The sequence below is a fragment of the Tardiphaga sp. P4_G1 genome (assembly GCF_056401215.1).
Map to the genome: position 1 here is coordinate 79,921 of NZ_JBFUJU010000012.1, position 24,038 is coordinate 103,958.

At 62.3% G+C, this 24,038-nt stretch carries 25 protein-coding genes and 1 other RNA gene; 15 read left to right on the plus strand and 11 right to left on the minus strand.

The genetic code is table 11. From position 1 onward, the window contains the following. The 6 genes from ruvB to AC1DUY_RS25890 form a co-directional block, all read right to left on the minus strand. On the minus strand, window positions 1–1,050 hold the full coding sequence (ruvB, locus tag AC1DUY_RS25865) for a Holliday junction branch migration DNA helicase RuvB (protein WP_231079736.1): 1,050 nt from the start codon (window positions 1,048–1,050) through the stop codon (window positions 1–3). Next, window positions 1,047–1,547 (minus strand): hypothetical protein, encoded by a 501-nt coding sequence (locus AC1DUY_RS25870; RefSeq protein ID WP_478118075.1) that lies wholly within the window; start codon window positions 1,545–1,547, stop codon window positions 1,047–1,049. Before AC1DUY_RS25870 ends, ruvB begins: the two co-directional genes overlap by 4 nt. Next, window positions 1,544–2,161, minus strand: coding sequence for a Holliday junction branch migration protein RuvA (ruvA, locus tag AC1DUY_RS25875; protein ID WP_439077988.1), 618 nt, complete (start codon window positions 2,159–2,161; stop codon window positions 1,544–1,546). Before ruvA ends, AC1DUY_RS25870 begins: the two co-directional genes overlap by 4 nt. Beyond that, window positions 2,158–2,685, minus strand: a complete 528-nt coding sequence (gene ruvC, locus AC1DUY_RS25880) for a crossover junction endodeoxyribonuclease RuvC (RefSeq protein ID WP_478118077.1) — start codon at window positions 2,683–2,685, stop codon at window positions 2,158–2,160. Before ruvC ends, ruvA begins: the two co-directional genes overlap by 4 nt. 85 nt (window positions 2,686–2,770) lie before the next feature. Then, on the minus strand, window positions 2,771–3,517 hold the full coding sequence (locus AC1DUY_RS25885; RefSeq protein ID WP_309948433.1) for a YebC/PmpR family DNA-binding transcriptional regulator: 747 nt from the start codon (window positions 3,515–3,517) through the stop codon (window positions 2,771–2,773). A gap of 27 nt (window positions 3,518–3,544) precedes the next feature. After that, the gene (locus AC1DUY_RS25890; protein ID WP_478118080.1) at window positions 3,545–3,691 is read right to left on the minus strand and encodes a hypothetical protein; all 147 of its coding nucleotides are present in this window, start codon (window positions 3,689–3,691) and stop codon (window positions 3,545–3,547) included. A gap of 62 nt (window positions 3,692–3,753) precedes the next feature. On the opposite strand from AC1DUY_RS25890, the gene AC1DUY_RS25895 reads away from it, so the two are divergent. From AC1DUY_RS25895 to AC1DUY_RS25915, 5 genes are all read left to right on the plus strand, one after another. Beyond that, window positions 3,754–5,454 carry a methyl-accepting chemotaxis protein gene (locus AC1DUY_RS25895; protein WP_478118212.1) on the plus strand — a complete coding sequence of 567 codons (1,701 nt, stop codon included), beginning with the start codon at window positions 3,754–3,756 and terminating at the stop codon, window positions 5,452–5,454. A 603-nt stretch (window positions 5,455–6,057) separates the two neighbouring features. After that, the gene (gene ppk2 / locus AC1DUY_RS25900) at window positions 6,058–6,984 is read left to right on the plus strand and encodes a polyphosphate kinase 2 (RefSeq protein WP_092144861.1); all 927 of its coding nucleotides are present in this window, start codon (window positions 6,058–6,060) and stop codon (window positions 6,982–6,984) included. A gap of 296 nt (window positions 6,985–7,280) precedes the next feature. After that, entirely contained in the window at window positions 7,281–7,742 is a 462-nt protein-coding gene (locus tag AC1DUY_RS25905; protein ID WP_199712107.1) for a (2Fe-2S)-binding protein, read from the plus strand. A 9-nt stretch (window positions 7,743–7,751) separates the two neighbouring features. Next, window positions 7,752–9,956 (plus strand): xanthine dehydrogenase family protein molybdopterin-binding subunit, encoded by a 2,205-nt coding sequence (locus tag AC1DUY_RS25910; protein ID WP_439059500.1) that lies wholly within the window; start codon window positions 7,752–7,754, stop codon window positions 9,954–9,956. Further along, window positions 9,953–11,299 carry a c-type cytochrome gene (locus AC1DUY_RS25915; RefSeq protein WP_478118083.1) on the plus strand — a complete coding sequence of 449 codons (1,347 nt, stop codon included), beginning with the start codon at window positions 9,953–9,955 and terminating at the stop codon, window positions 11,297–11,299. The genes AC1DUY_RS25910 and AC1DUY_RS25915 overlap by 4 nt, the downstream gene beginning before the upstream one ends. Window positions 11,300–11,305: 6 nt before the next feature. On the opposite strand, the gene AC1DUY_RS25920 is transcribed toward AC1DUY_RS25915, so the two are convergent. The 5 genes from AC1DUY_RS25920 to AC1DUY_RS25940 form a co-directional block, all read right to left on the minus strand. Further along, entirely contained in the window at window positions 11,306–12,130 is an 825-nt protein-coding gene (locus AC1DUY_RS25920; protein WP_309948437.1) for a TIGR00282 family metallophosphoesterase, read from the minus strand. A 1-nt stretch (window position 12,131) separates the two neighbouring features. Next, the gene (locus AC1DUY_RS25925; protein WP_309948438.1) at window positions 12,132–12,719 is read right to left on the minus strand and encodes a 5-formyltetrahydrofolate cyclo-ligase; all 588 of its coding nucleotides are present in this window, start codon (window positions 12,717–12,719) and stop codon (window positions 12,132–12,134) included. Window positions 12,720–12,848: 129 nt separating this feature from the next. Continuing rightward, a non-coding RNA gene (gene ssrS / locus AC1DUY_RS25930) (6S RNA) lies at window positions 12,849–13,008 on the minus strand. Window positions 13,009–13,069: 61 nt separating this feature from the next. Then, a complete protein-coding gene (locus AC1DUY_RS25935) occupies window positions 13,070–13,453 on the minus strand; it encodes a cell division protein ZapA (RefSeq protein WP_068735170.1) in 384 nt (127 codons plus the stop codon). Window positions 13,454–13,459: 6 nt separating this feature from the next. Further along, a complete protein-coding gene (locus AC1DUY_RS25940; RefSeq protein ID WP_089265387.1) occupies window positions 13,460–13,789 on the minus strand; it encodes a DUF4164 domain-containing protein in 330 nt (109 codons plus the stop codon). A 309-nt stretch (window positions 13,790–14,098) separates the two neighbouring features. Here AC1DUY_RS25940 and tkt point away from each other — a divergent pair, with 309 nt between their 5' ends. From tkt to AC1DUY_RS25990, 10 genes are all read left to right on the plus strand, one after another. Then, window positions 14,099–16,084: a transketolase gene (gene tkt, locus AC1DUY_RS25945; protein ID WP_478118086.1), complete on the plus strand. Its 1,986-nt coding sequence runs from the start codon at window positions 14,099–14,101 to the stop codon at window positions 16,082–16,084. A 128-nt stretch (window positions 16,085–16,212) separates the two neighbouring features. Next, window positions 16,213–17,223, plus strand: a complete 1,011-nt coding sequence (gene gap, locus AC1DUY_RS25950) for a type I glyceraldehyde-3-phosphate dehydrogenase (RefSeq protein WP_092144873.1) — start codon at window positions 16,213–16,215, stop codon at window positions 17,221–17,223. A 30-nt stretch (window positions 17,224–17,253) separates the two neighbouring features. After that, the gene (locus AC1DUY_RS25955; protein WP_231079731.1) at window positions 17,254–17,391 is read left to right on the plus strand and encodes a hypothetical protein; all 138 of its coding nucleotides are present in this window, start codon (window positions 17,254–17,256) and stop codon (window positions 17,389–17,391) included. 24 nt (window positions 17,392–17,415) lie between these two features. Further along, window positions 17,416–18,606: a phosphoglycerate kinase gene (locus AC1DUY_RS25960; RefSeq protein ID WP_231079730.1), complete on the plus strand. Its 1,191-nt coding sequence runs from the start codon at window positions 17,416–17,418 to the stop codon at window positions 18,604–18,606. A 62-nt stretch (window positions 18,607–18,668) separates the two neighbouring features. Then, the gene (locus AC1DUY_RS25965; protein ID WP_478118089.1) at window positions 18,669–18,905 is read left to right on the plus strand and encodes a hypothetical protein; all 237 of its coding nucleotides are present in this window, start codon (window positions 18,669–18,671) and stop codon (window positions 18,903–18,905) included. Window positions 18,906–19,068: 163 nt separating this feature from the next. Beyond that, a complete protein-coding gene (fba, locus tag AC1DUY_RS25970) occupies window positions 19,069–20,136 on the plus strand; it encodes a class II fructose-bisphosphate aldolase (protein WP_315843266.1) in 1,068 nt (355 codons plus the stop codon). Window positions 20,137–20,302: 166 nt separating this feature from the next. Next, window positions 20,303–21,328, plus strand: a complete 1,026-nt coding sequence (locus AC1DUY_RS25975; RefSeq protein ID WP_478118090.1) for a class I fructose-bisphosphate aldolase — start codon at window positions 20,303–20,305, stop codon at window positions 21,326–21,328. A 2-nt stretch (window positions 21,329–21,330) separates the two neighbouring features. Next, window positions 21,331–22,014 (plus strand): thiamine phosphate synthase, encoded by a 684-nt coding sequence (locus AC1DUY_RS25980; protein ID WP_309948444.1) that lies wholly within the window; start codon window positions 21,331–21,333, stop codon window positions 22,012–22,014. Window positions 22,015–22,021: 7 nt separating this feature from the next. Then, complete coding sequence (locus AC1DUY_RS25985) at window positions 22,022–23,092, plus strand: tetratricopeptide repeat protein (protein WP_478118091.1); 1,071 nt, start codon at window positions 22,022–22,024, stop codon at window positions 23,090–23,092. Window positions 23,093–23,194: 102 nt separating this feature from the next. Next, complete coding sequence (locus AC1DUY_RS25990) at window positions 23,195–23,986, plus strand: inositol monophosphatase family protein (protein ID WP_439091915.1); 792 nt, start codon at window positions 23,195–23,197, stop codon at window positions 23,984–23,986. The last annotated feature ends 52 nt before the right edge of the window (window positions 23,987–24,038 follow it).

The window sequence follows — 24,038 nt, forward strand, 5'->3', positions numbered from 1 at the left end:
CTACTCCTCGTCGCCCGAACCGAACAATCCGATCTGGCTCTCATCCCGTTTCGGCTCACTCAGTCCGAGATGCTTGAACGCATGCGAGGTGAGCAGCCGGCCGCGCGGGGTGCGCTGCAGATAGCCGCACTGGATCAGATAGGGCTCGATGATGTCCTCGATGGCATCACGCGGCTCGGACAGCGCGGCCGCCATGGTCTCGACACCAACGGGACCACCGGCATAGTTCATCGCGATGGTGGTGAGATAGCGGCGATCCATCGCATCAAGACCCGCACTGTCAACTTCCAATGCGGACAGCGCGTGGTCGGCGATTTTGCGATCGATCGCTGACGCATCCGCAGCGGAGGCAAAGTCGCGCACACGGCGCAACAGACGCCCGGCGATGCGCGGCGTGCCGCGGGCGCGGCGCGCAATCTCGTTAGAGCCTTCAGGGGTCATGCCGATGTCCAGCACGCGGGCGCCGCGCGTGACGATCTTTTCGAGCTCGTCGATCGTGTAGAAATTCAGCCGCAGCGGAATGCCGAAACGATCACGCAGCGGATTGGTCAGCAGACCCGCACGGGTGGTCGCGCCGACCAGCGTGAATTTCGACAGCTCGATTTTCACCGAGCGTGCCGCAGGGCCTTCGCCGATGATGAGATCGAGCTGGAAATCCTCCATCGCGGGATAGAGCACTTCCTCTACTGCAGGGCTGAGACGGTGGATCTCGTCGATGAACAGCACATCGCGCTCTTCGAGATTGGTCAGCAATGCCGCGAGATCGCCGGCCTTGGCGATCACCGGCCCCGATGTCGCGCGAAAGCCGACACCGAGCTCGCGCGCCACGATCTGCGCCAGCGTGGTCTTGCCGAGGCCGGGCGGGCCCACAAACAATGTGTGATCCAGTGCCTCACCGCGCTTGCGGGCGGCATCGATGAAGATCTGCAGATTCGCGCGCGCCTGTGCCTGGCCGACGAAATCGGACAGCGACTGCGGGCGCAGCGTGGTGTCACCGACATCGTCGGAGCGGCGCTCAGGTGTAACCATGCGATCGGGTGGCGTATTCATGATGCAACGTTACCACGGTGCAACGGCCGCGCGAACCACCAGCACAGGCTGGCTGGAATCACGGCAATGCCCGCGAGCAATGCGGACAGCGACAGCGCTTGCGTGAGCGATCGAACGCCGGGCAAAATCACCGCCGACGATTCCGAGGGCTGAACGAACATTCCAAAACCGATGAAGCCGGCAATGCCGACGCCCGCAGCGAGCCACGCCATCCAGATCGTGTTTTGCCCGGCATAGACGGCCGACAGCGCGAAGACGACGCCCGCACCGAGCGACGGCAGCAGCGCCGCCAATGCAGCAACGAATGCCAGCAGCCACAGTGCAATCGAGACAAGCGATCTGAAACCATCGAGATCGGCGACAGAGAAAATCAATTGCAGGATCGACGCACCCAGACCGACCACAAGCAACGACACAAGTGCAGCCACGGATAGCGAACCGACAACACCGAAGATCGCGACAATGCCGATCACACGGGCGATTCTGGCAAGGCTCACTTCGCCAGTTCCTTCAGCCCGAGCTTGATCAGTTGCGCCGTTTCCGCGCCCTCGCCTGCGCTGCGCGACGCGGCTGCGACGGCCGCCGCCGCCTGTGGCTGGCCATAGCCGAGATTGACCAACGCGGAGATCGCATCCCTGACGGCGCCTGGTGCGCGGTTGTCGTCGAACGAACCGGCGAGTTGCGCGACCACCGGATCGACCGACGCAAAGGCCGGCGCCTTGTCCTTCAATTCGCTGACGATACGCTCGGCCACCTTCGGACCGACACCCGGCGTGCGCGCCACGGCCGTCTTGTCGCGCAGCGCGATGGCATTGGCGAGGTCGGCCGGCGGCAGCGTGCTGAGCACGGCAAGCGCGACCTTGGCGCCGACGCCCTGCACGGTCTGCAGCAGGCGAAACCATTCGCGCTCCATATCGCTGCGGAATCCGAACAGCTTGATCTGGTCTTCGCGGACATAGGTTTCGATGGCGAGCACCGCAGCTTCGCCCGCCTGCGGCAGTGCCTGCAGCGTGCGAGCGGAACAATGCACCTGATAGCCCACGCCCTGTACGTCGAGGATCACATAGTCCTCGCCATAGCTGTCGATCAGGCCTTTGAGCTTGCCGATCACGCGCCGACGACCTTGAAGCGCAGTGCCGTGCTCTGACGGTGATGCGCATGGGTGATGGCGATGGCCAGCGCGTCGGCCGCATCGGCGGATTTCGGCTCAGCCTTCGGCAGCAGGATCTTCAGCATCACCTGGATCTGGTTCTTGTCGGCGTGGCCCGCGCCGACCACGGTCTTCTTCACCTGATTGGGCGCGTATTCGGCGACGGCAATGCCAAACATCGCCGGTGTCATCATGGCGATACCGCGCGCCTGGCCGAGCTTCAGCGTCGCGACGCCGTCCTTGTTGACGAAGGTCTGTTCGACCGCAGCTTCGGCCGGCTGGAAGTCGCCGAGCACCTTGGCGAGACCTTCATGAATGCCGAGCAGCCGGCTCGCCAGCGGCAGATTGTCCGGCGGTTCCACCGAACCGCAGCCGATATAGGTCAGCCGGTTGCCATCGATCTCGATCACACCCCAGCCGGTACGGCGCAGGCCCGGATCGATGCCGATGATGCGGACAGGAGGGCGAATCGGAGGGTTTGTCATCCCACAGGGATAACGCCGGACGGCAGGGAACGAAATAGAAACGCGGAGCCGTCCCAAAGGAAAGAGAGGGAAGCTGAGCCCCTGCTCAGCCGCCCATCTTGGCCATCAACGCGTCCGACACCTCGAAATTGGCATAGACGTTCTGCACGTCGTCATGCTCGTTCAACAGGTCCATCAGCTTGATCAGCTTCTCGCCGGTCTCGTCATCGACCGATAGCGTGTTCTGCGGCTTCCAGATCACCGCCGCCTTGCGGGCTTCGCCGAATTTGGCTTCCAGTCCCTTGGCGACTTCCCGAAAGGTCTCCTGCGAGGCATAGACTTCATGGCCGCCCTCGCCCGACACGACGTCGTCGGCGCCAGCCTCGATGGCGGCTTCGAGCATGTCATCAGCCGAGGCCTTTTCGGCGTCATATTCGATCACGCCGACATGGTCGAACATGAAGGAAACCGAGCCGGTTTCGCCGAGATTGCCGCCGGATTTGGTGAAGTAGGAACGGATGTCGGACGCGGCGCGGTTGCGGTTGTCGGTCAGTGCCTCGACGATGACGGCGACGCCGCCGGGGCCGTAGCCCTCGTAGCGGATTTCATCGTAGTTCTCGCCGTCGCTGCCGATCGCCTTCTTGATGGCGCGCTCGATGTTGTCGCGCGGCATGTTCTCCTGCCGGGCGGCGATCACGGCGGAGCGCAGCCGGGCATTCATCGACGGGTCGGGCGTCCCCATCTTGGCAGCGACGGTGATTTCGCGCGCCAGCTTGCTGAACAGCTTGGACTTCTGGGCATCCTGCCGGCCCTTGCGGTGCATGATGTTCTTGAATTGGGAATGTCCGGCCATGCGGTCTCTCTTGAAGCGTCAGGGTAGTTAGGGCTGCGGCGCGGGGTTATAGGCCGCGAAATCGGCAAAATCAAAAATTTGCAGCCGAATCCGGCAGATCTTCGCAATACCGCAACCGACCTTAACCATCACTTCACGCCGAGGTGCAAGGTTACCCGCATAGATTGCATTCATTGGGGTCACCGATGGCGTTTGGACTGTTCCGCAAGCGGCAGCCGGAAGCGGCTGAAGTGGTGATGATTGCTGAAAACACAGCACCTTCTGTGGCACCGCAGCATCCTGAACCAGATACCGCTCGGGACATCCTTGAGTTGCTGGAACTTGAGCTGGGCGCGCTTATCCGCCAGCTTGAGCGTGCCGCGACATCCGTCGCCGGCGGCGCCGAATCGACCGCCACCACCCTCTCCGCCATCCGCGCCCGCACCGACGTGCTGGCCGACCGCAGCAGCGCCGCGCAATCCACCGCCACGACCTTCGCGCAGGCCGCCGACAAATTCACCCACTCGGCCGAGGGTATCGGCACCCAGGTGCGCGATGCCAGCCGGCTTGCGGACGAGGCTGGCGCCGCCGCCCATGAAGCCAGCGCCAATGTGGACCGGCTGCGCGACTCCTCCGCTGCAATCAGCAATGTGTTGGAGCTGATCGCGCAGATCGCCCGCCAGACAACGATGCTGGCACTGAACGCGACCATCGAGGCGGCACGCGCAGGCGCTGCAGGCCGCGGCTTCTCGGTCGTCGCCACCGAGGTCAAGGCGCTGGCGGTGCAAACGCAGAACGCCACCGAAGAGATCAGGAAGAAGATCGATACCCTGCAGCGCGACGCAGCCAGTTCGGTCGACGCCGTGCATCGCATCTCCACCGCCATCGACGCGATCCGCCCGGTCTTTGCCAATGTCAACGGCGCGGTCGCCGAACAGAACGCGACGACCAGCGAGATGTCGCATAACGCTGCCACTGCCTCGCAGTTCATCGTCTCGGTCGGCAACAGCGCCGCGGAAATCGATAGCGCTGCAAAGGAAGCGGCTGCGCACGGCGAGCATGTCGCGCAGGCCGGCCAGGCCGTGACGATGTTTGCCTCACGGCTGAAGTCGCGCTGCGCGGTATTGCTCAAACAAAGCGAGCGCGAAGACGAGCGACGACGCGAAAAGCTGCCATGTCACCTCAACGTCGATCTTCAGACGCGCGGCGGCCAGATCAGCGCGCCGGTCTATGAAATCTCGATGGACGGCATTCTCATCGGCGGACCGGACGCGAACCGGCTTCCGTTGCACGACATCGTTGCTGCTGAACTCAGCGAGGTCGGCCCCTGCCGCCTGCGCATTGCCGAACATTCCCCCGCCGGCGCACAGGCACTGTTCGTCGCGCCCGACGGGGCTCTCATCAGCCGGATCGAAGACCGACTATGGGCGATCCATGACGAGAACACCGAATTCGTCACCCGCGCCATCGACGCCGGCGCACTGCTCAACAAGATCTTTGCCGACGGTATTGCATCCGGTGCTATCAGTATCGACGACATGTTCGACGACAACTACGTCGAAATCCCTGGCTCCAGTCCGGTACAGTACCGGACAAAGATTCTCGGCTGGGCCGATCGCGCACTGCCCGAATTCCAGGACGCGTTTCTGGCCAAGGACACCCGCATGGCGTTCTGCGCCATGATCGACCGCAACGGCTATCTACCGGTGCATAACAGCATCTATTCGAAGCCGCAGCGCCCAGGCGATGCGAGCTGGAACACTGCCAACTGCCGCAACCGCCGCATCTTCAACGATCCGGCTGGATTGGCCGCCGGTCGCAATACACGTTCCTACCTGATCCAGAGTTATGCCCGCGACATGGGCAACGGTCAGACCGTGATGATGCGCGAGATCGACGTGCCTGTGCGCATACAGGGACGCCATTGGGGCGGCTTCCGCACGGCGTACAAGTTATGATGGGTTTGCACACGGCGCTGCGCTGCCACCTGAGACCTGGCGCAGCGCCGCATATTCCGTCTGCGAGTGGGTTAGCAGCCAAAACTGCCAAGCCCTCCTAGCCGCCGCTCGTTCGGCCTTCCGCATTGTCATCTCCGCCGTATGAACCGCCGCCATATCCATATGGCGCGCTGTATCCATATGAACCGGGGCCGGCACCAAATCCGCGATAGACCGTTACGGGGGCGCTTCCCTCATACCGCGCGTGAGAGGACATGATCCGTCGATGCTTGCTGGCAGCGCTATGCCCGTCTTTGGCCTGCGCGGTCCAGCTCGCAGTGCCGGCGATCAGTAAAGCGGCGCCCAACAGAATGAATTTATTCATCACATTTGTCCTTGGTCAACGAGCCCCGCGACCTCAGATGCGCACGCTTGGCTCTCAAGGTAGCGCCAATCACGCGTAGTTGAATTTCGGCTTGCGGTACCCCGTCCTGCATGGACAGCGGCGGCGAGACCCATTGGGGCCCATTTGCCCATTCGCCCCGGGCCTGGGAGGCAGTGTCACACCGCTGACATTTGCATCGGTCCATAACCGTGAACCCATTCGATACAAGCGGAGCTGCCATGACCGAACATTCCCTCGACGACGCGCAAGCAATCCACGACCGCATTCGTGCAGAGATGCTGGACGGCTTCGATGAAGAACTCGAGCTCGAGATCGACGACGATCGTCTCGACGCCCTGACCAACGAAATGTCCGACCACAGCCCGGCGGAGACCATCGAGCGACGGCTCTATTTCAAGGAACTGTTCCGCCTGCAGGGCGAATTGGTGAAGCTGCAGAGCTGGGTGCAGCAGAACAAGCTCAAGGTCGTGGTGATCTTCGAGGGTCGCGATTCCGCTGGCAAGGGTGGCGTTATCAAGCGGATCACCCAGCGGCTTAATCCGCGCGTCTGCCGCGTTGCCGCACTCCCCGCGCCGAATGAGCGCGAACGCACCCAATGGTACTTCCAGCGTTACGTCTCGCATCTCCCCGCCGGCGGCGAGATCGTGCTGTTCGATCGTAGCTGGTACAACCGCGCCGGCGTCGAGCGCGTGATGGGTTTCTGCACCGAAGATGACGTGGAGGAATTCTTCCGCTCGGTGCCGGAATTCGAACGCATGCTGGTGCGCTCGGGCATCATCCTGGTCAAATACTGGTTCTCGATCACCGACGAAGCGCAGCACTTGCGCTTCTCGATGCGTATCGCCGACCCGCTCAAACAGTGGAAGCTCAGCCCGATGGATGTCGAGGCGCGCACCCGCTGGGAGCAATACACCAAAGCCAAGGAAGCGATGCTCGAGCATACGCATATTCCGGAAGCCCCGTGGCATGTGGTGCAGGCCGTCGACAAGAAGAAGGCGCGCTTGAACTGCATCGCGCATCTGCTCGAACAGCTTCCCTATCAGGAGGTCGAGCATCCGCCCGTGGTCCTGCCTGCACGCGTGCGCAATCCCGACTATCACCGCACGCCGGTGCCAGCCGAAATGTATGTGCCGGAGCGGTACTAGCCCCACAGTCGGCAGATTGCGTAACGTTTTTCGGGCAGGCCGAGCCTAACGCAACCGCAATATTCTTTTGAATAAAAGTCATCCGACGCCCACGAAGAGGGCGTCGGATGACGTCGCGCAGATTTTACCGCGATTTATCCGACAGACACGCTCGCGCGACATACAAACCAATGTATAGTCCTGCTGCATCTTATTGCTGCTTTTGAAATGATGACCGTACGCCTATAGTACCGTCGTTGGTCGATGACGAACCATTCGCCATTGCATCATCGAGTCGAGCAAACGGGGGTCTCACTGTGGCAAATCTCAATATCAACGGCGAGCAGAAGTCCTTCGACGCACCAGACGACATGCCCCTGCTCTGGGTGCTGCGCGATATTCTCGGCATGACCGGCACAAAATTCGGCTGCGGCGTTGCGCTATGCGGGGCATGCACCGTGCATGTCGACGGCAAGGCCGTGCGCTCCTGTCTGCTGCCGGTCAGTGCGGTGAGCGGACGCGCCATCACCACAATCGAAGGCGTCGGCACCACACCGGTCGGCGCCAAGGTGCAGAAGGCCTGGCTCGATCTCGAAGTCATTCAATGCGGTTACTGCCAGTCCGGGCAGATCATGTCGGCGGCCGCGCTCCTCGCTTCTACGCCGACCCCCGACGATTCTGACATCGATGCCGCCATGGCCGGAAATATATGTCGCTGCGGCACCTATGTCCGGGTGCGTGAAGCCATCAAGCATGCTGCCTCCGAACGGCAAACCTAGGAGTCGGTCATGAAACTTGCAGACAACATGCTTGTTGCGACCAGTCCTGCAAACAAGCCTTCTGGCCTGTCACGGCGCAATCTGCTCGCTGGCGCCTTTGCCGGCGGCTTTATGTTCGCCTTCCAGCTTCCGGTACGCGCGGCCAATGAGCCGACGCAACCTCCCGATACAACGGAGGGCAAATTCGCCCCCAACGCGTTCATCCGCATCGACACTACCGGCAAAACGACGCTGGTGATGCCGCAAGTCGAGATGGGGCAAGGCATCTATACCGCCATCGCCATGATCCTCGCCGAAGAGCTCGACGCCGACTATGCGCAGATCACGCTGGAACATGCGCCGCCCAGCGACAAGCTCTACGGCAATCCAATTTTCATCATCCAGGCGACCGGCGGATCGACTTCGGTGCGTGCATTCTGGAAACCTCTACGCAATGCCGGCGCAACCGCGCGTGCGATGCTGGTGCAAGCCGCAGCTGAACAGTGGCAGGTCGAACCTGCGAGCTGCACGGCGTCGAACGGGCAAGTGATGCATACGGCCAGCGGGCGCAAACTGTCTTATGGCGAGTTGTGCGACGCCGCCGGCAAACTCACGCCGCCGAAGGACGTCGCGCTCAAGGACCCGAAAGACTTCTCGGTGATCGGCAAGCCGCTGAAGCGCTTCGATACACCGGACAAGGTCAACGGCAAAACGATCTACGGTATCGACGCAATGATACCGGGCATGACATTCGCGACGCTGGCACAATGCCCGGTGTTCGGCGGCAAACTCGCCAAGGTCGATGACCGCACGGCGAAGAAGATTCCGGGCGTGCGGCAGATCGTGGTGCTCGACGACCTCGTGGCCGTGGTCGGCGACCACATGTGGGCCGCCAAGTCTGGGCTCGAAGCACTCGACATCACCTGGGACGAAGGGCCCAACGCGAAGATCAGTTCGAAGGACATCTGGGCGCATTTGCGCACGGCCAGCGAGACGGACGGCGTAATCGCCAAATCCGTCGGCGACATCGCCAAGGGTCTCGCGACCGGCGAACGGATCGACGCGTCCTACGAGATGCCGTTCCTTGCGCACGCGACCATGGAGCCCTTGAATTGCACGGTGCACTTCAAGGGTGATTCCTGCGAGGTCTGGACGGGCACGCAGATCATGTCGCGGGTGCAATCCGAAGCCGCCAAGGCCGCGGGCCTGCCGATCGACAAGGTCACAGTAAATCAGCACATGATTGGCGGCGGCTTCGGCCGCAGGCTTGAGCCCGACATGGTCGTGGCGGCGGTGCGCATCGCCAAACAGGTCAATGGACCGGTCAAGGTGGTGTGGACCCGCGAAGAGGACATCCAGCACGACATTTATCGCCCCGTCTATCGCGACAACATTTCGGCGACACTGTCCAACGGCAAAGTGGTCGGCTTCAAGTACAAGATCGCAGGCTCGGCCGTGATCGCGCGTTGGCTGCCGCCTGCGTTCCAGAAGGGCATTGACATCGACGCCATCGATAGTGCCGCGGACCAGCCCTACGACTTCCCGCATTTCCAGTGTGAATATGTCCGTGTCGAACCACCGGCGGTGCCGACCGGCTTCTGGCGCGGCGTCGGCCCGAACAATAACGTGTTCGCGATCGAGAGCTTCATGGATGAGCTCGCTCGCAAGGCCGGCAAGGATCCCGTCGTGTTCCGGCGTGAATTGCTCGGCAAGGCACCACGGATGCTGGCGGCCCTCAATCTCGCGGCGGAGAAGGCCAACTGGGGTCAGCCGCTGCCAGCGCGCGTCGGACGCGGCGTGAGCATCCAGCCCACCTTCGATACTTCGATCGCGACTGTGGTCGAAGCGGAGGTGGATTCTCAGGGCGAGATCCGTCTGCGTCAGGTCAACGTGGCGGTCGACACCGGCATCGCTGTCAATCCCGACACCATCGTGGCGCAGATCGAAGGCGGCATCGTGTTCGGCCTCACCGCCGCGCTCTATGGCGACATCACCATCGAGAAGGGGCGCGTGCAGCAGTCCAATTTCCATGACTACCGCATGCTTCGGATCGACCAGATGCCGAAAATCAATGTCCACCTCATCAAGAGCGGCGAAGCGCCCGGCGGCATAGGCGAGTGCGGCGTGATCGGCGGACCGCCGGCACTGCGCAATGCAATTTATGCTGCGACTGACGTTGCGCTGCGGAGGATGCCGATCGACCGCGATGCGATCGCCGAAAGGAAGAAGTCATGACGCCCGCCGCACGTCGCATTCTCGGCAGCGTCATTGTGATCGGTGTCGTGGCTGCAGCCGGCGCCGCGCTCTATGTTCGCGGTCCCGGACCGATGGCCTTCTCGGGCGGCCCGAAGGTGGCGCTGGCCGATTACAAGGGTCCCAATCCCACGGGCGTTCCCGCCAACATGGCCAACGCCAGCCTGATCGAGCGCGGCGAATATCTTGCGCGTGCGGCGGATTGCATGGTCTGCCACACTGCGCCCGGGGGCAAGGAATATGCCGGCGGCTTCGCATTCAAGCTGCCGTTCGGCACGCTTTACTCGACCAACATCACACCGGACAAAGAGACAGGCATCGGCAACTACACCGATCAGCAGTTTCTCGACGCCGTTCGAAGCGGCAAGCGCCACGACGGCGCCCGGCTCTATCCCGCGATGCCCTATACGTCCTACACTTACATGACCGATGCGGACACGCTCGCGGTCAAGGCCTATCTGTTCAGCCTCGCACCGGTGCGCGCAGCACCGCCTGAGAATACGCTTGCCTTTCCGTTCAATCAGCGCTGGGCAATGACGTTCTGGTCGGCATTGTTCAATCCCGATACGCGCTTCAAACCCGATAGGTCGCAAAGCCCGGAATGGAACAGGGGCGCCTATCTCGTCGAGGCGCTGGCGCATTGCGGCGAATGCCATACCCCGCGCAATCTCGGCTTCGCGCTCGACAACCGCAAGAAATTTGCTGGCGCCCTGACCGCCGGATGGCGGGCCTTCAATATCACCTCGGACAAGACGACAGGCCTTGGCAGCTGGAGCGACGACGATGTCGTTTCCTATCTGTCGATCGGGCATGCCAAGGGTCACGGCACCGCGTCGGGGCCGATGGGCGAAGCGGTGGACCACAGTTTCAGCAAGATGGCGCCGACGGATATCAAGGCGATGGTCGCATTCCTGCGCACGGTGCCGGCGGTGCCCTCACCTGATCTGCCCGCGAAACTCGCGCCACCCGCACCGCCCTCGCACAGGGACGGCATGACGGCGAACGCGCTTGGCAAGACGGTCTTCCAGGGCGCCTGCGTGAGCTGCCATGGCTGGACAGGCGAGAGCGCACTCTCGCCCATGGCCACGCTGACTGGCGCGTGGGCCGTTAACGATCCCGGCGCGACGAACGTGGCGCAGATCGTGATCTCCGGCACCAAGCGGCATACGCCGCAAGGCGCGCTGTCGATGCCAGCTTTCGGCAAGAGCCATTCAGATACGGAGATCGCGGCTGTCGCGAATTACGTGACCGCGCGCTTCGGCAGCAAGGGATCGCAGATCACGGCAAGCGATGTCGCGGATTTGCGCAAGCAGACGGAGCAGTAGGCCGAACTAGGTCAGCCAGAACTCAGGCACCGCCTGCGACAGCCGACCACCGAGCCGCACCGGCGCGATGCGTGAGGCAAGCCCCGTCTTGTCATCGGTTTCGACCGCAACGCCCGACAAGGTCGCCGGGCCGAAGGCGGGCTCGAAACGGCCGGAGGGAATGCCGGTCGTGAAGCGCCTGACAGGCTCTTCCTTCTGCATGCCAATCACGGAATCATAGTCGCCGGTCATGCCTGCATCGGTCATGTAAGCTGTGCCGCCGGACAGGATTTGATGATCGGCGGTCGGCACATGCGTATGCGTGCCGACGACGAGGCTCACGCGGCCATCGCAGAAGTAACCCATGCCCTGCTTTTCGCTCGAGGCTTCGCCATGGAAATCCACCACGATGGCGTCTGCAGCTTCCACCAGCGGACAGGCATCGATCTCCTTGCCGACAGCGCTGAACGGATCGTTGAGTGGCTCCATGAAGACGCGGCCCATGGCGTTGATTACCAGCGCACGCGCACCGTTCTTGGCATCGATCAGCGCAGAACCGCGGCCGGGGGTGTGGCGCGGGAAGTTCAACGGACGGATCAGACGCGGCGCGCGTTCGATGAACACCAGCGCCTCTTTCTGATTCCAGGCGTGATTGCCGAGGGTCACCGCATCGGCGCCGGCGTCGACAAGATCATTATAGATCGTCTCGGTGATACCGAAGCCGCCGGCGGCGTTCTCGCCATTGATGATGACAAGATCGAGCTTCCAGTCGCGGATCAGACCCGGCAGTTTTTCGAGGATCACCACGCGGCCGGTTTTGCCGACCACGTCGCCGATGAAGAGAATACGCAAGTCAGATGCTCCGAAAATCGATCGTCCGGGTCTCGGTTAGCACATAATCCAGCGCCACGTCGTGCGGTTGCATGGGAATGGCCTCGATTTCCTGGGTGTCGAAGGCCACGCCCACGGCGATAAATGGCTTGATGGCGTGCAGTTGCGCGAAGGTGCGATCGTAATGCCCCGCGCCATAGCCAATGCGGTGGCCGGCGCGGTCGAATGCCGCGAGTGGTACCAGCAGGATATCGGGAATCAGTGGTGGCGCTTCCGGTGCTGGTTCCGGAATGCCCAGTGAACCGCGCACCAGCGCATCGTTCGGGCTCCAGATCCGGAACATCAGGGGCTCGTCACGGGCGATGATCACAGGGAGCGCCAGTTGCGCACCCTGGGCGGCGAGATGCTGCATCAGCGGGATCGGATCGATCTCGCTGCGGATGGGAGAATAGCCGGCGACGATGTCGCCGGCCCTGACCGGGAAAGGCAGCCCACGCGCTGCGACGGCTTGTGCGGCTGCCGACCGTTCGGCCTCGCTCAGCGCCGTGCGGCGTGCCAGCGCGGCTATGCGGAGTTCAATCTTTGTCGGAGTGGGCGGCGTGTCGGACATGCCGCACGATATGCTGTCCGCAGAGCCTGCGGAAGCGCAGGACCGGTCTTCGCGATCATCTTTGGCGAGCGAGGCCAAGATTGCACGGCAAACGCCATGCAAGGGCCACAGCCATCAAAAAAGTAAAAGTGCGAAGCCACGATGGCCGTTGAAGCACTCGATCCCGGAGCACCTACGAAAGTAGGTGGGCACCATGTGACCAGGTCCACGGACCTGGTCAGGGACAGTTCCCTGAAGGATCGATAAGGCCCCGGGGATATATGGCTCCTGACGCGCGACGCAGCCTCGCCTGAGCAATGTAGGGGTTATGAGACGGATGCGCCAGTGCCCGCTTGGCATCAAAGCCTGCGTTATCCAATAGCAACGCCGCCGCCGATGGTGCGGTTGAGCACCTGGGTGGTCTTCTCGATCCGCTCTGCCGCAGCATTCAGGGCCGCGGCAACCGCCGTCTGCGTCGCCCGTGCGCGATCTGCGGCGACAACGCGCACATCGCGCAATGCGGCGAGTTCTTCCTGCAGGGCACGGATCTGCTGATTGGCATCGACCAGTTCGTCGGCAATGGTCAGCGCCGCCATCACCGTCAGCCGCGCATCGCCGATCTCACCGAATTTGCCACGCAGGTTTTCGACGCGGGATTCAAGACTTTCCGCCAGCCGCAGCAGGCGGGTCTCCTGCCCCTCCTCGCAGGCCATGCGATATTGCCGGCCATTGATTGTAACGTTGACGTGGCTCATCTCGCTTTACTCATGCGCGTTGTCAGTCGCCAGCACCGCGCGGATGGTGCCGATGGCGGTGTCGAGCTTGTCGGCGATGTCGCGATTGGCGCGCTCCAGCCGGCGCGATTTCACCAGCGTGCCATCAAGCTCATCCGCCAGCCGGGACCGGTCGGCGCCAAGCGCCTGAATGCGGGTGGCCAGCTCATCCTCGTCGCGATCCGCCTCACGGCGGCGCTCGACCGCACTTTCCAGAGCATCCAGCGCTGCCATCAACCGCCGCGTGGCAGAGTCGATCTCGGCCGCACCGCCATTGGCGGGATCGGAGGCTGTGAGATGGGCGGGTCGTTCGATCATACTGGGTTACGCGGGACCTTGGGTGTGATGCGACGGGAGCTCAAAAACCACGGCTCCGCAAGCCTTTAGGCCCTGAAACTTAGGTTGCAAGCGAGCCGGACGCAACAAAGCTTAAAAGCTATGCACCGCAAAGCCGACAAAAACCGCCGGTAGATATCCACAGACCAGAACTGTCCGGGAGACCTTGGACTCCCAGGAACCCAGATGCTATCCACCAGTTTCTCCAAAGCGATCCCAACATCTCGCTGCAGACCGCCCCTCTTGCGGACGCAGAATATTCCATTCCCTTCAATTTAGACGGAAACCGACATGGCGCAGGTTGATCACTCGAAAATGGCCAACGCGATTCGTGCCCTCGCCATGGACGGCGTGGAAAAGGCCAAATCCGGTCACCCTGGGCTGCCGATGGGCGCCGCCGACGTCGCCACCGTGCTGTTCACACAGTTCCTTAAATTTGACGCGGCCGATCCGAAGTGGCCGGATCGCGATCGCTTCATCCTCTCGGCCGGCCACGGCTCGATGCTGCTCTATGCCCTGCTCTATCTGACGGGCAACAAGGAGATGACGCTCGACCAGCTGAAGAACTTCCGTCAGCTGCATTCGAAGACCCCCGGCCATCCCGAGAATTTCCACACGTCGGGCGTCGAGACCACGACCGGCCCGCTCGGTCAGGGCATCGCCACCTCCGTTGGCTTCGCGCTCGCCGAGCGCATGCTGGCCGCCGAATACGGCGATATCGTCGATCACTACACTTACGTGCTGTGCTCCGATGGTGACCTGATGGAAGGTGTCAGCCACGAAGCTCTGGCCATGGCCGGTCATCTCAAGCTGTCGAAGCTGATCTTCCTTTATGACGACAACGGGATTTCCATCGACGGTCCGCTGTCGCTTGCCGACAGCGTCGACCAGGTCGCACGCTTCAAGGCCCATGGCTGGAATGCCGTGCATGTCGATGGCCACGACCAGGTCGCCATCGCCGCTGCGATCAAGCAAGCGCAGGCGTCCGACCGCCCATCGATGATCGCCTGCAAGACCAAGATTGGCTTTGGCGCACCAACCCGCGCCGGTACCTCGAAGGCCCACGGCGAACCGCTCGGCGCGGAAGAACTCGCAGGCGCCAAGAAGGCACTGGACTGGAATTACGGCCCGTTCGAGGTGCCCGATGATATCCTGCAGGCCTGGCGCAATGCCGGCAAGCAGGGCGCATCGGCGCACGCGGACTGGCAGAAGCGTTTTGATGCCCTTCCGGACGACAAGCGCAGCGAATTCACCCGCCGCAACGATCACGTTCGACCGACAGCCATAGCGGACGCGATCCTCACGCTGAAGAAGAAGCTGATCGCCGAGCCGCAGACCGTCGCGACCCGCAAGGCGAGCGAACTCGCGCTCGAAGCGCTGGTGCAGGTCGTGCCGGAAATGGTGATCGGTTCAGCCGATCTCACGCCATCGAACAACACCCGCACCAAGGGCGCCATCGAAGTGAAGCCCGGCGAATTCAAGGGTCGCTACATTCACTACGGCATTCGCGAAATGGGCATGGCCGCAGCCATGAACGGCATCGCGCTGCATGGCGGCTTCATCCCGGCCGGCGCGACCTTCATGTGCTTCACCGACTATGCGCGACCGGCGATGCGCATCTCGGCGCTGGCGCAGATCCCGGTCATCTACATCATGACCCACGACTCGATCGGCCTTGGCGAAGACGGCCCGACCCATCAGCCGGTGGAGCATCTGGCGGCGATGCGCGCGATGCCGAACATGCGCGTGTTCCGCCCCGCGGACACGGTCGAGACTGCCGAATGCTGGCAGCTCGCCATGGAGAAGACCAACGGCCCAACCATGCTGGCCCTGTCGCGCCAGAACCTGACGCCGGTGCGCACCACCCATCACGACGACAATCTTTGCGCCGCTGGCGGCTATGAGTTGATCGCGGCCAAGGGCAAAGCCGCCGTGTCGATCTTCGCCTCGGGTTCGGAAGTCGAGATCGCAGTCGCTGCGCAGAAGCAACTGGCCGACAAGGGCATCGCGACGCGGGTCGTATCGGTCCCCTCGCTCGAACTACTGCTGGAGCAGCCTGAAGAGCGCCAGAAGGCGATCATTGGCGACGCGCCGATCAAGATCGCCGTCGAAGCCGCGGTCCGGTTCGGCTGGGATGCCGTGATCGGACACGACGGCACCTTCATCGGCATGAAGGGCTTCGGCTCGAGCGCGCCAGCCAAGGAGCTTTACAAGCTGTTCGGCATCACGGCCGAGGCCGTGGTCGAGGCTGCAACCAGCAAGCACAACGCGGCTTAACTCTATCGGAACGCTGGTAAATTTGACACATTGCACCAGCGTTCCATTCAGGGCATGAAACGCCCGTCACACGTCACTATATGAAGGCCCTCACGCGAGGTTTGAGCCTAATAAAAGGGAGAAGTTGAATGGCAGTCCGGGTTTCGATCAACGGTTTTGGCCGCATCGGCCGCAACGTCCTGCGGGCGATCTACGAGTCCAAGCGCACCGACATCGAAGTCGTCGCCATCAACGATCTGGGGCCGGTTGAAACCAACGCCCACCTGCTGCGCTTCGACAGCGTGCATGGCCGCTTCCCCGGCGACGTCACCGTCGACGGCGACAGCATCCAGCTCGGCAACGGCAACAAGATCAAAGTCACTGCGGTGCGCGATCCGAACACGCTGCCGTGGAAGGATCTCGGCATCGATATCGCGCTCGAATGCACCGGCATCTTCAGCGCCAAGGCGAAGGCGACGTCGCATCTGACCGCAGGCGCCAAGCGCGTGCTGGTTTCGGCTCCGTCCGATGGTGCTGATGCCACGATCGTCTACGGCGTCAACCACAAGACCCTGACCAAGGAGCATCTGGTCGTTTCCAACGGTTCGTGCACCACCAACTGCCTGGCGCCTGTCGCCAAGGTGCTGAACGAGACCGTCGGTATCGAAACCGGCTTCATGACCACGATCCACGCTTACACCGGCGACCAGCCGACGCTGGACACGCTGCATAGCGATCTCTATCGCGGCCGCGCCGCTGCGATGTCGATGATTCCGACCTCGACCGGCGCCGCGAAGGCCATCGGCCTTGTGATGCCCGAACTGGCCGGCAAGCTCGATGGCGTTTCGATCCGCGTGCCGACCCCGAACGTCTCGGTGGTCGATCTCAAGATCATCGCCAAGAGGAGCACCACCAAGGAAGAGATCAACGAAGCGATCAAGAAGGCTGCGGCCGGCGAGCTGAAGGGCGTGCTCGGCACCACTTCGCACCCGAACGTGTCGATCGACTTCAATCACGATCCGCATTCGTCGACCTTCGCCTTCGACCAGACCAAGGTGCAGAACGGCACGCTGGTGCGCGTGCTCTCCTGGTACGACAACGAGTGGGGCTTCTCCAACCGCATGGCCGATACCGCCGTCGCGATGGGCAAGCTGCTCTAAAATATACTTGGCAACGAACAGGAGACTGGAATGGCACTTCCGTGGTGGATTGTTATTCCAGTCGGCATCCTTTTCGTTGCCTTTATCGTTTTCGCGCTCCGCCAAGGCGCGACGGTGAATACTGACCCTGAAAGTACACCGCCGAGCTATCCGGGCGAGCAACCTTAAACTTCAAGAACGGCCCAATCTCGCATGGCAACATTTCGCACCCTCGACGACGTCGATGTGAAGTCCAAGCGCGTTCTCGTGCGCGTCGATCTCAACGTACCCATGGATGGTGGCAAGGTTACCGACGCAACGCGGCTTGAACGCATCGCGCCGACCATCACCGAAATTTCCGACAAGGGCGGCAAGGTCATCCTGCTGGCGCATTTCGGCCGCCCCAAGGGCCGCGACGACAAGAACTCACTGAAGCCCGTTGCTACGGCACTTGCCGATGTGATCAAGAAGCCGGTCGCCTTTGCCGACGACTGCGTCGGCGACGTCGCAGCCAAGGCCGTTGGCGCCATGAAGGACGGCGACATTCTCTGCCTCGAGAACACGCGCTTCCATTCCGCTGAGGAGAAGAACGATCCGGCTTTCGTCGCCGAACTCGCCAAGCTTGGCGATATCTGGGTCAATGATGCATTCTCGGCTGCACATCGCGCCCACGCCTCCACCGAAGGCCTCGGCCACAAGCTGCCCGCCTATGCCGGCCGCACCATGCAGGCCGAGTTGGACGCCCTCGGCAAGGCGCTGGACGCGCCGACCAAACCGGTGATCGCCATCGTCGGCGGCGCCAAGGTCTCGTCGAAGATCGATCTCCTCGAAAATCTCGTCACCAAGGTCGATGCGCTCGTGATCGGTGGCGGCATGGCCAACACCTTCCTGCATGCGCAGGGTGTCAAGGTCGGCAAGTCGCTGTGCGAGAAAGATCTTGCCGCCACCGCGCTGCGGATCATCGACAAAGCTGAAGCGTCGGGCTGCGCCATCATCCTGCCGGTGGACGCCATCGTCGCATTCCACTTCGCCGCCAATACCCCGTCTCACGCCTACGGCCTTGATGCGATCCCAGATGAGGGCATGATCCTCGACGTTGGTCCGCAGTCGATCGAACGCATCAACTCGGCCATCGACGATGCCGCCACGCTGGTCTGGAACGGTCCGGTCGGCGCGTTTGAAATGACGCCGTTCGATCGCGGCACGGTTGCCGGCGCCAAACACGCCGCGGCGCGCACCAAGGCGAAGAAGCTGATTTCAGTAGCCGGCGGCGGCGACACGGTGGCCGCGCTCAATCACGCCGGCGTCGCCGATGACTTCTCCTACATCTCGACCGCCGGCGGCGCCTTCCTCGAATGGATGGAAGGCAAGCCGCTGCCGGGCGTGGAAGTATTGAAGAAGTAGCAGCGGTACATTTTTGCCCGCAAGACTTGTGGGCGCCGCAATGTTTATGGTATGTTCCTGCTATGGCAGACGAACCGATCAACATCACGACGGACATCCTCATCGCGATCCGCGATGATATTTCGTCGTTTCGTAGCTCGGTTGAACAGCGTCTTGATCGGCTGGAAGAAATAAGCCGTAAGCAGCGTCGGGACGCTGCCGGCATGCTCGTGATGATGCGTGCGACTGCTGACGATTTCGACGAGCGGGTGACTGAAGTGGAAGAGCACGTCGCGGCACTCGAAGCTCGCGAACATTAGTTACCGGGAATTCCATTAGCTGGAACGCTGGGCCATCGTGGCGATTAACGTTGGCTGTATGCGCGACTGATGGCGTCTTGGATTCGCCGTCTCCTCGCGCTAAGAGCCATATATCCCTCGGCGCGGCGTTTGCGCCTGTCCCAATTTACAAGGAGCTTCCTGCATGGCCCGTATTACGTTGCGTCAACTGCTCGATCACGCGGCAGAACACGATTACGGAGTGCCGGCCTTCAATATCAACAATATGGAACAGGCGCTGGCGATCATGGAAGCCGCATCGGGTGTCGATGCACCGGTCATCATCCAGGCCTCGCGCGGCGCCCGCTCCTACGCCAACGACATCATGCTCAAGCACATGATGGACGCGGTCACCGAAATCTATCCGCACATTCCCGTCTGCGTGCATCTTGATCACGGCAACGAAGCTGCAACCTGCATGACCGCAATCCAGGCCGGATTCACCTCGGTGATGATGGACGGTTCGCTGAAAGCGGACGGTAAGACGGCGGCGGACTGGGACTACAATGTCGGTGTAACCAAGACCGTCACTGATATGGCGCATCTCGGCGGCATCTCGGTGGAAGGCGAGCTCGGCGTGCTCGGCTCGCTGGAGAGCGGCATGGGCGAAGCCGAAGACGGCCACGGCGCCGAAGGCCAGCTCAGCCATGACCAGTTGCTGACCAATCCCGATGAGGCCGTGAAGTTCGTCAAAGAAACTCAGGTCGACGCGCTGGCGATTGCCATGGGCACTTCGCACGGCGCCTACAAGTTCACCCGCAAGCCGGACGGCGATATTCTCGCCATGAACGTGATCGAGGAAATCCACCGCAAGCTGCCGAACACCCATCTGGTGATGCACGGCTCGTCCTCGGTCCCGCAGGACCTGCAGGACATCATCAACAAGTTCGGCGGCCAGATGAAGCCGACCTGGGGCGTCCCGGTGTCGGAAATCCAGCGCGGCATCAAGCACGGCGTCCGCAAGATCAACATCGACACCGACAACCGGATGGCCATGACCGGCCAGATCCGCAAGGTGCTGAGCGAGAACCCCAGCGAATTCGACCCGCGCAAATATCTGAAGCCGGCGATGGAAGCGATGGTGAAGCTCTGCAAGCAGCGCCTGCAGGAATTCAATACCGCCGGCCAGGCCAGCAAGATCAAAAAGGTGCTGACCACGGCCGAAATGGCCAAGCGTTACGCATCGGGCGAGCTGAACGCGAAGATCGCCTGAGCCCAAACTGCCAATTGACTGTGTTTCAGCCTGCCATACAGCCTATGGCAGGCTGAATTTTTGCCGGAATCGGATGCGGACGGGCTCATTGGCCGGCCAGATGCTCGGATTTTGCCCGAGAACGGTCTAGATTGACCTGCAGGACTAGCCCGCTCAGGACATGCCCATGAATCTCGCCGAACTCAACAAAATCGCCCGCGCCATGACCGCGCCGGGCAAGGGCTTGCTTGCCGCAGATGAATCGTCAGGCACCATCAAGAAGCGCTTCGATGCGATCAGCGTCGAGTCGACGGAGGACAACCGCCGCGATTATCGTGAAATGCTGTTTCGCTCGCGCGAGGCGATGAGCAGCTACATTTCCGGCGTGATCCTCTACGACGAGACCATCTGGCAAAACGCCAAGGATGGCACGCCGCTGGTGCGGCTTATCGAGGAAGCCGGCGCCATTCCCGGCATCAAGGTCGATGAGGGCACGCAGGCCTTGCCGAACTGTCCCGGTGAGCTCGTCACAGCGGGCCTCGACAAGCTCGCCGAGCGTCTTGCCAAATATTACGCGCGCGGCGCGCGCTTCGCAAAGTGGCGCGCGGTGATCGATATCGGTGCCGGGATTCCCTCGATGACCGCAATCTCCGTCAACGCGCACGCGCTCGCCCGCTATGCAGCACTATGCCAAGCAGCTCAGATCGTCCCGATCGTCGAGCCCGAAGTGCTGATGGACGGCGATCACGACATCGACCGCTGCGTCGAGGTGACGCAACGCGTGCTCAACAAGACGTTCCAGGAATTGCGAGTCCAGCGGGTCGCGCTGGAGGGCATGATCCTGAAGCCGAACATGGCCGTCTCGGGCAAGAAGTCGAAGACGCAGGCTGGTGTGACTGAAGTGGCCGAGAAGACCGTGCGCATGCTGAAGAACTGCGTGCCCGCATCGGTGCCCGGCATCGCATTCCTCTCCGGCGGCCAATCTGACGAAGATGCGACCGCGCATCTCGACGCCATGAACAGGATCGGTAGCCTGCCCTGGCCACTGACATTCTCCTATGGCCGCGCGCTTCAGGCAGCGCCGCAAAAGGCATGGTCCGGCAAAGCCAACAATGTGCCAGCCGGTCAGCAGGCCTTCACCCATCGTGCACACATGAATTCACTCGCCAGCAAGGGCGAGTGGACGACTGATCAAGAACAGAAGGCGCTATAATCTTGGCTTCCAAACCCGTCCCGCCGCCGCCGATGCCGCGCCTCTATCTCGCGACTCCCGTCGTCGAGGATCCGTCAGCGCTGGCCGCAAACCTGCCTGCTCTTCTTGAGAAAGCAGATGTCGCTGCCGTCCTGGTGCGACTGGCGACGACCGACCAGCGCACCATGATCACGCGCATCAAGGCGCTAGCGCCTGTCATCCAGACCAACGGCGCCGCGATGCTGGTCGAAGGCAATGTCGAGCTCGTCGCACGCGGCGGCGCCGATGGCGCGCATCTGCCCGGTCTCGCTCCCCTGCAGGATGCACTCCCCTCGCTGAAGCCTGATCGCATTGCAGGCTGCGGCGGATTGTCGACGCGCCATAATGCGATGGCAGCGGGCGAGGCCGGCGCCGATTACGTGTTGTTCGGCGAACCCGACCCGAACGGCCAGCGCCCATCGGCTGACGCCATTGTCGAGCGCCTTCAGTGGTGGGCCGAATTGTTCGAACCGCCTTGCGTAGGCTTTGCCACAACGCTCGATGAGGCCAGGGAATTCGCAGCTGCCGGCGCTGACTTCGTGCTGGTCGGCGACGTCATCTGGAACGACGCGCGCGGCGCTGCTGCAGCCTTGATGGACGCAGAGAAGGCAATCCAGCAGGGATACGCGACGCTCGTCTCGGGGCAGTCCAAGGTCGAACAGGAATAACGCCGGAATGAAAATTCTGCGTTCCCTCACTGTAATTGCCGGCTGCCTGACCTGGGCAGCCAGCGCGACCGCGCAGATTTCGCTGACACCGCCGGGGGTGCAAACGCCGCCACCGGCTGCAAGCAAGGCAGCGCCAAAAAAGGCGCCGGCACCGGCGAAAGCGCCGACAGCAGCGAAGAAAGCTCCTACGCCGCCTGCTGAAAAGCCCGCGCAGCCTGCAGAAGCTACACCAACCGACCCCAATGCCGATCTGGTCTATGGCGCCTATCAGCGCGGTCAGTACAAGACCGCTTTCGACCTCGCCAGCAAGCGCGCGCAGGAGAACAACGACCCGAAGGCGATGACCATGCTTGGTGAACTCTATGCCAATGCATTGGGCGTCAAGCGCGATTATGCGAAAGCTGCAGAATGGTATCAGCGCGCGTCGGAGCGCGGCGACCGCGAGGCCATGTTCGCGCTGGCGATGCTGCGACTGTCGGATCGCGGCAATGTCGGCAAACGCGATGAGGCCGTGAAACTGCTGGCATCCTCCGCCAAGCTCGGTAATCCGAAGGCTGCCTACAATCTGGCGCTGCTCTATCTCGATGGACAGACGCTGCCGCAGGACGTCAAGCGTTCGGCCGAATTGCTCCGCGTCGCCGCCGATGCCGGTAACCCCGAAGCGCAATACGCGCTGGCGACGTTCTACAAGGAAGGCACCGGCGTCGAGAAAAGCATCGACAAGGCGGTCCGCCTGCTCCAGGCGGCATCCCTGGCCGACAATGTCGACGCCGAGGTCGAATACGCCATTGCGCTCTATAACGGCACGGGAACCCCCAAGAACGAGGCTGCGGCCATCGCCCTGCTTCGTAAGGCCTCCAAACAGAACAGCCCGATCGCCCAGAACCGCCTCGCCCGGGTGCTGGCGCTCCGCATCAATACAGACGACCGGCTGGAAGGTCTGAAATGGCACATCGTCGCCAAAACCGCCGGAAAGGGGGACCTGATGCTCGACGAGCTTCTGGCCCAGGCCACCCCCGAGGAAAAGACCAAGGCCCAGGAAGCCGCCAAGAAGTGGCTGGGCACGACCCAGAAATGACCCCTGAAGCGATCTTGCCTTGACGGGATGCCGCCCGCAGGGCACCCATCGCCCCAGCAACCCCCAATCAGACCTGCCGTCAGGTCGTCGTGAGACGAACGCATGATCAATTCAGCCCTTATGAACGTGATGGTGAAAGCCGCGCGCCGCGCCGGCCGCAGCCTGAAGCGCGACCTCGGCGAGATCGAGAACCTGCAAGTCTCGATGAAGGGCCCGGCCAACTTCGTCTCGCTCGCCGACAAGCGGGCCGAGGAGATGCTCTATACGGACCTCAACAAGGCCCGCCCGGGCTATGGCTTCCTCGGCGAAGAAGGCGGCAACCGCGACGGCACTGACAAGAGCCATACCTGGATCGTCGATCCGCTCGATGGCACCACCAACTTCCTGCACGGCATCCCGCAATTCGCAGTCTCGATCGGTCTGGCGCGCGAAGGTCAGGTGATTGCCGGCCTGATCTACAATCCGGCAAATGACGAGCTCTATATGGCCGAGAAGGGCTCGGGCGCGTTCCTCAACGACACCCGCCTGCGCGTCGCCGGCCGCAAGCAGCTCAACGAATGCGTCATCGCCTGCGGCCTGCCGCATATCGGCCGCGGCGACTTCGAATTGTCACGCAACGAAATGGCCGCGTTGCAGCCAAAGGTCGCGGGCCTGCGCCGCTTCGGCGCGGCCTCGCTCGATCTGGCTTTCGTGGCAGCCGGTCGCCTCGATGGCTATTGGGAGCGCAACCTGCAGCCTTGGGACGTCGCTGCGGGCCTGATCCTGATCAAGGAAGCCGGCGGCACTGTCGGCGATATCAATGGCGGTGATGTGCTGACGACCGGCAACGTCGTTGCCGGCAACGAGTTCGTCCACGACGCTCTGACGAAGATCCTGCGGCCGCTGACAAAGTAAGATTGATCGCTCGAATAGAAAAAGCCCGGATGGCGTTGCGCCATCCGGGCTT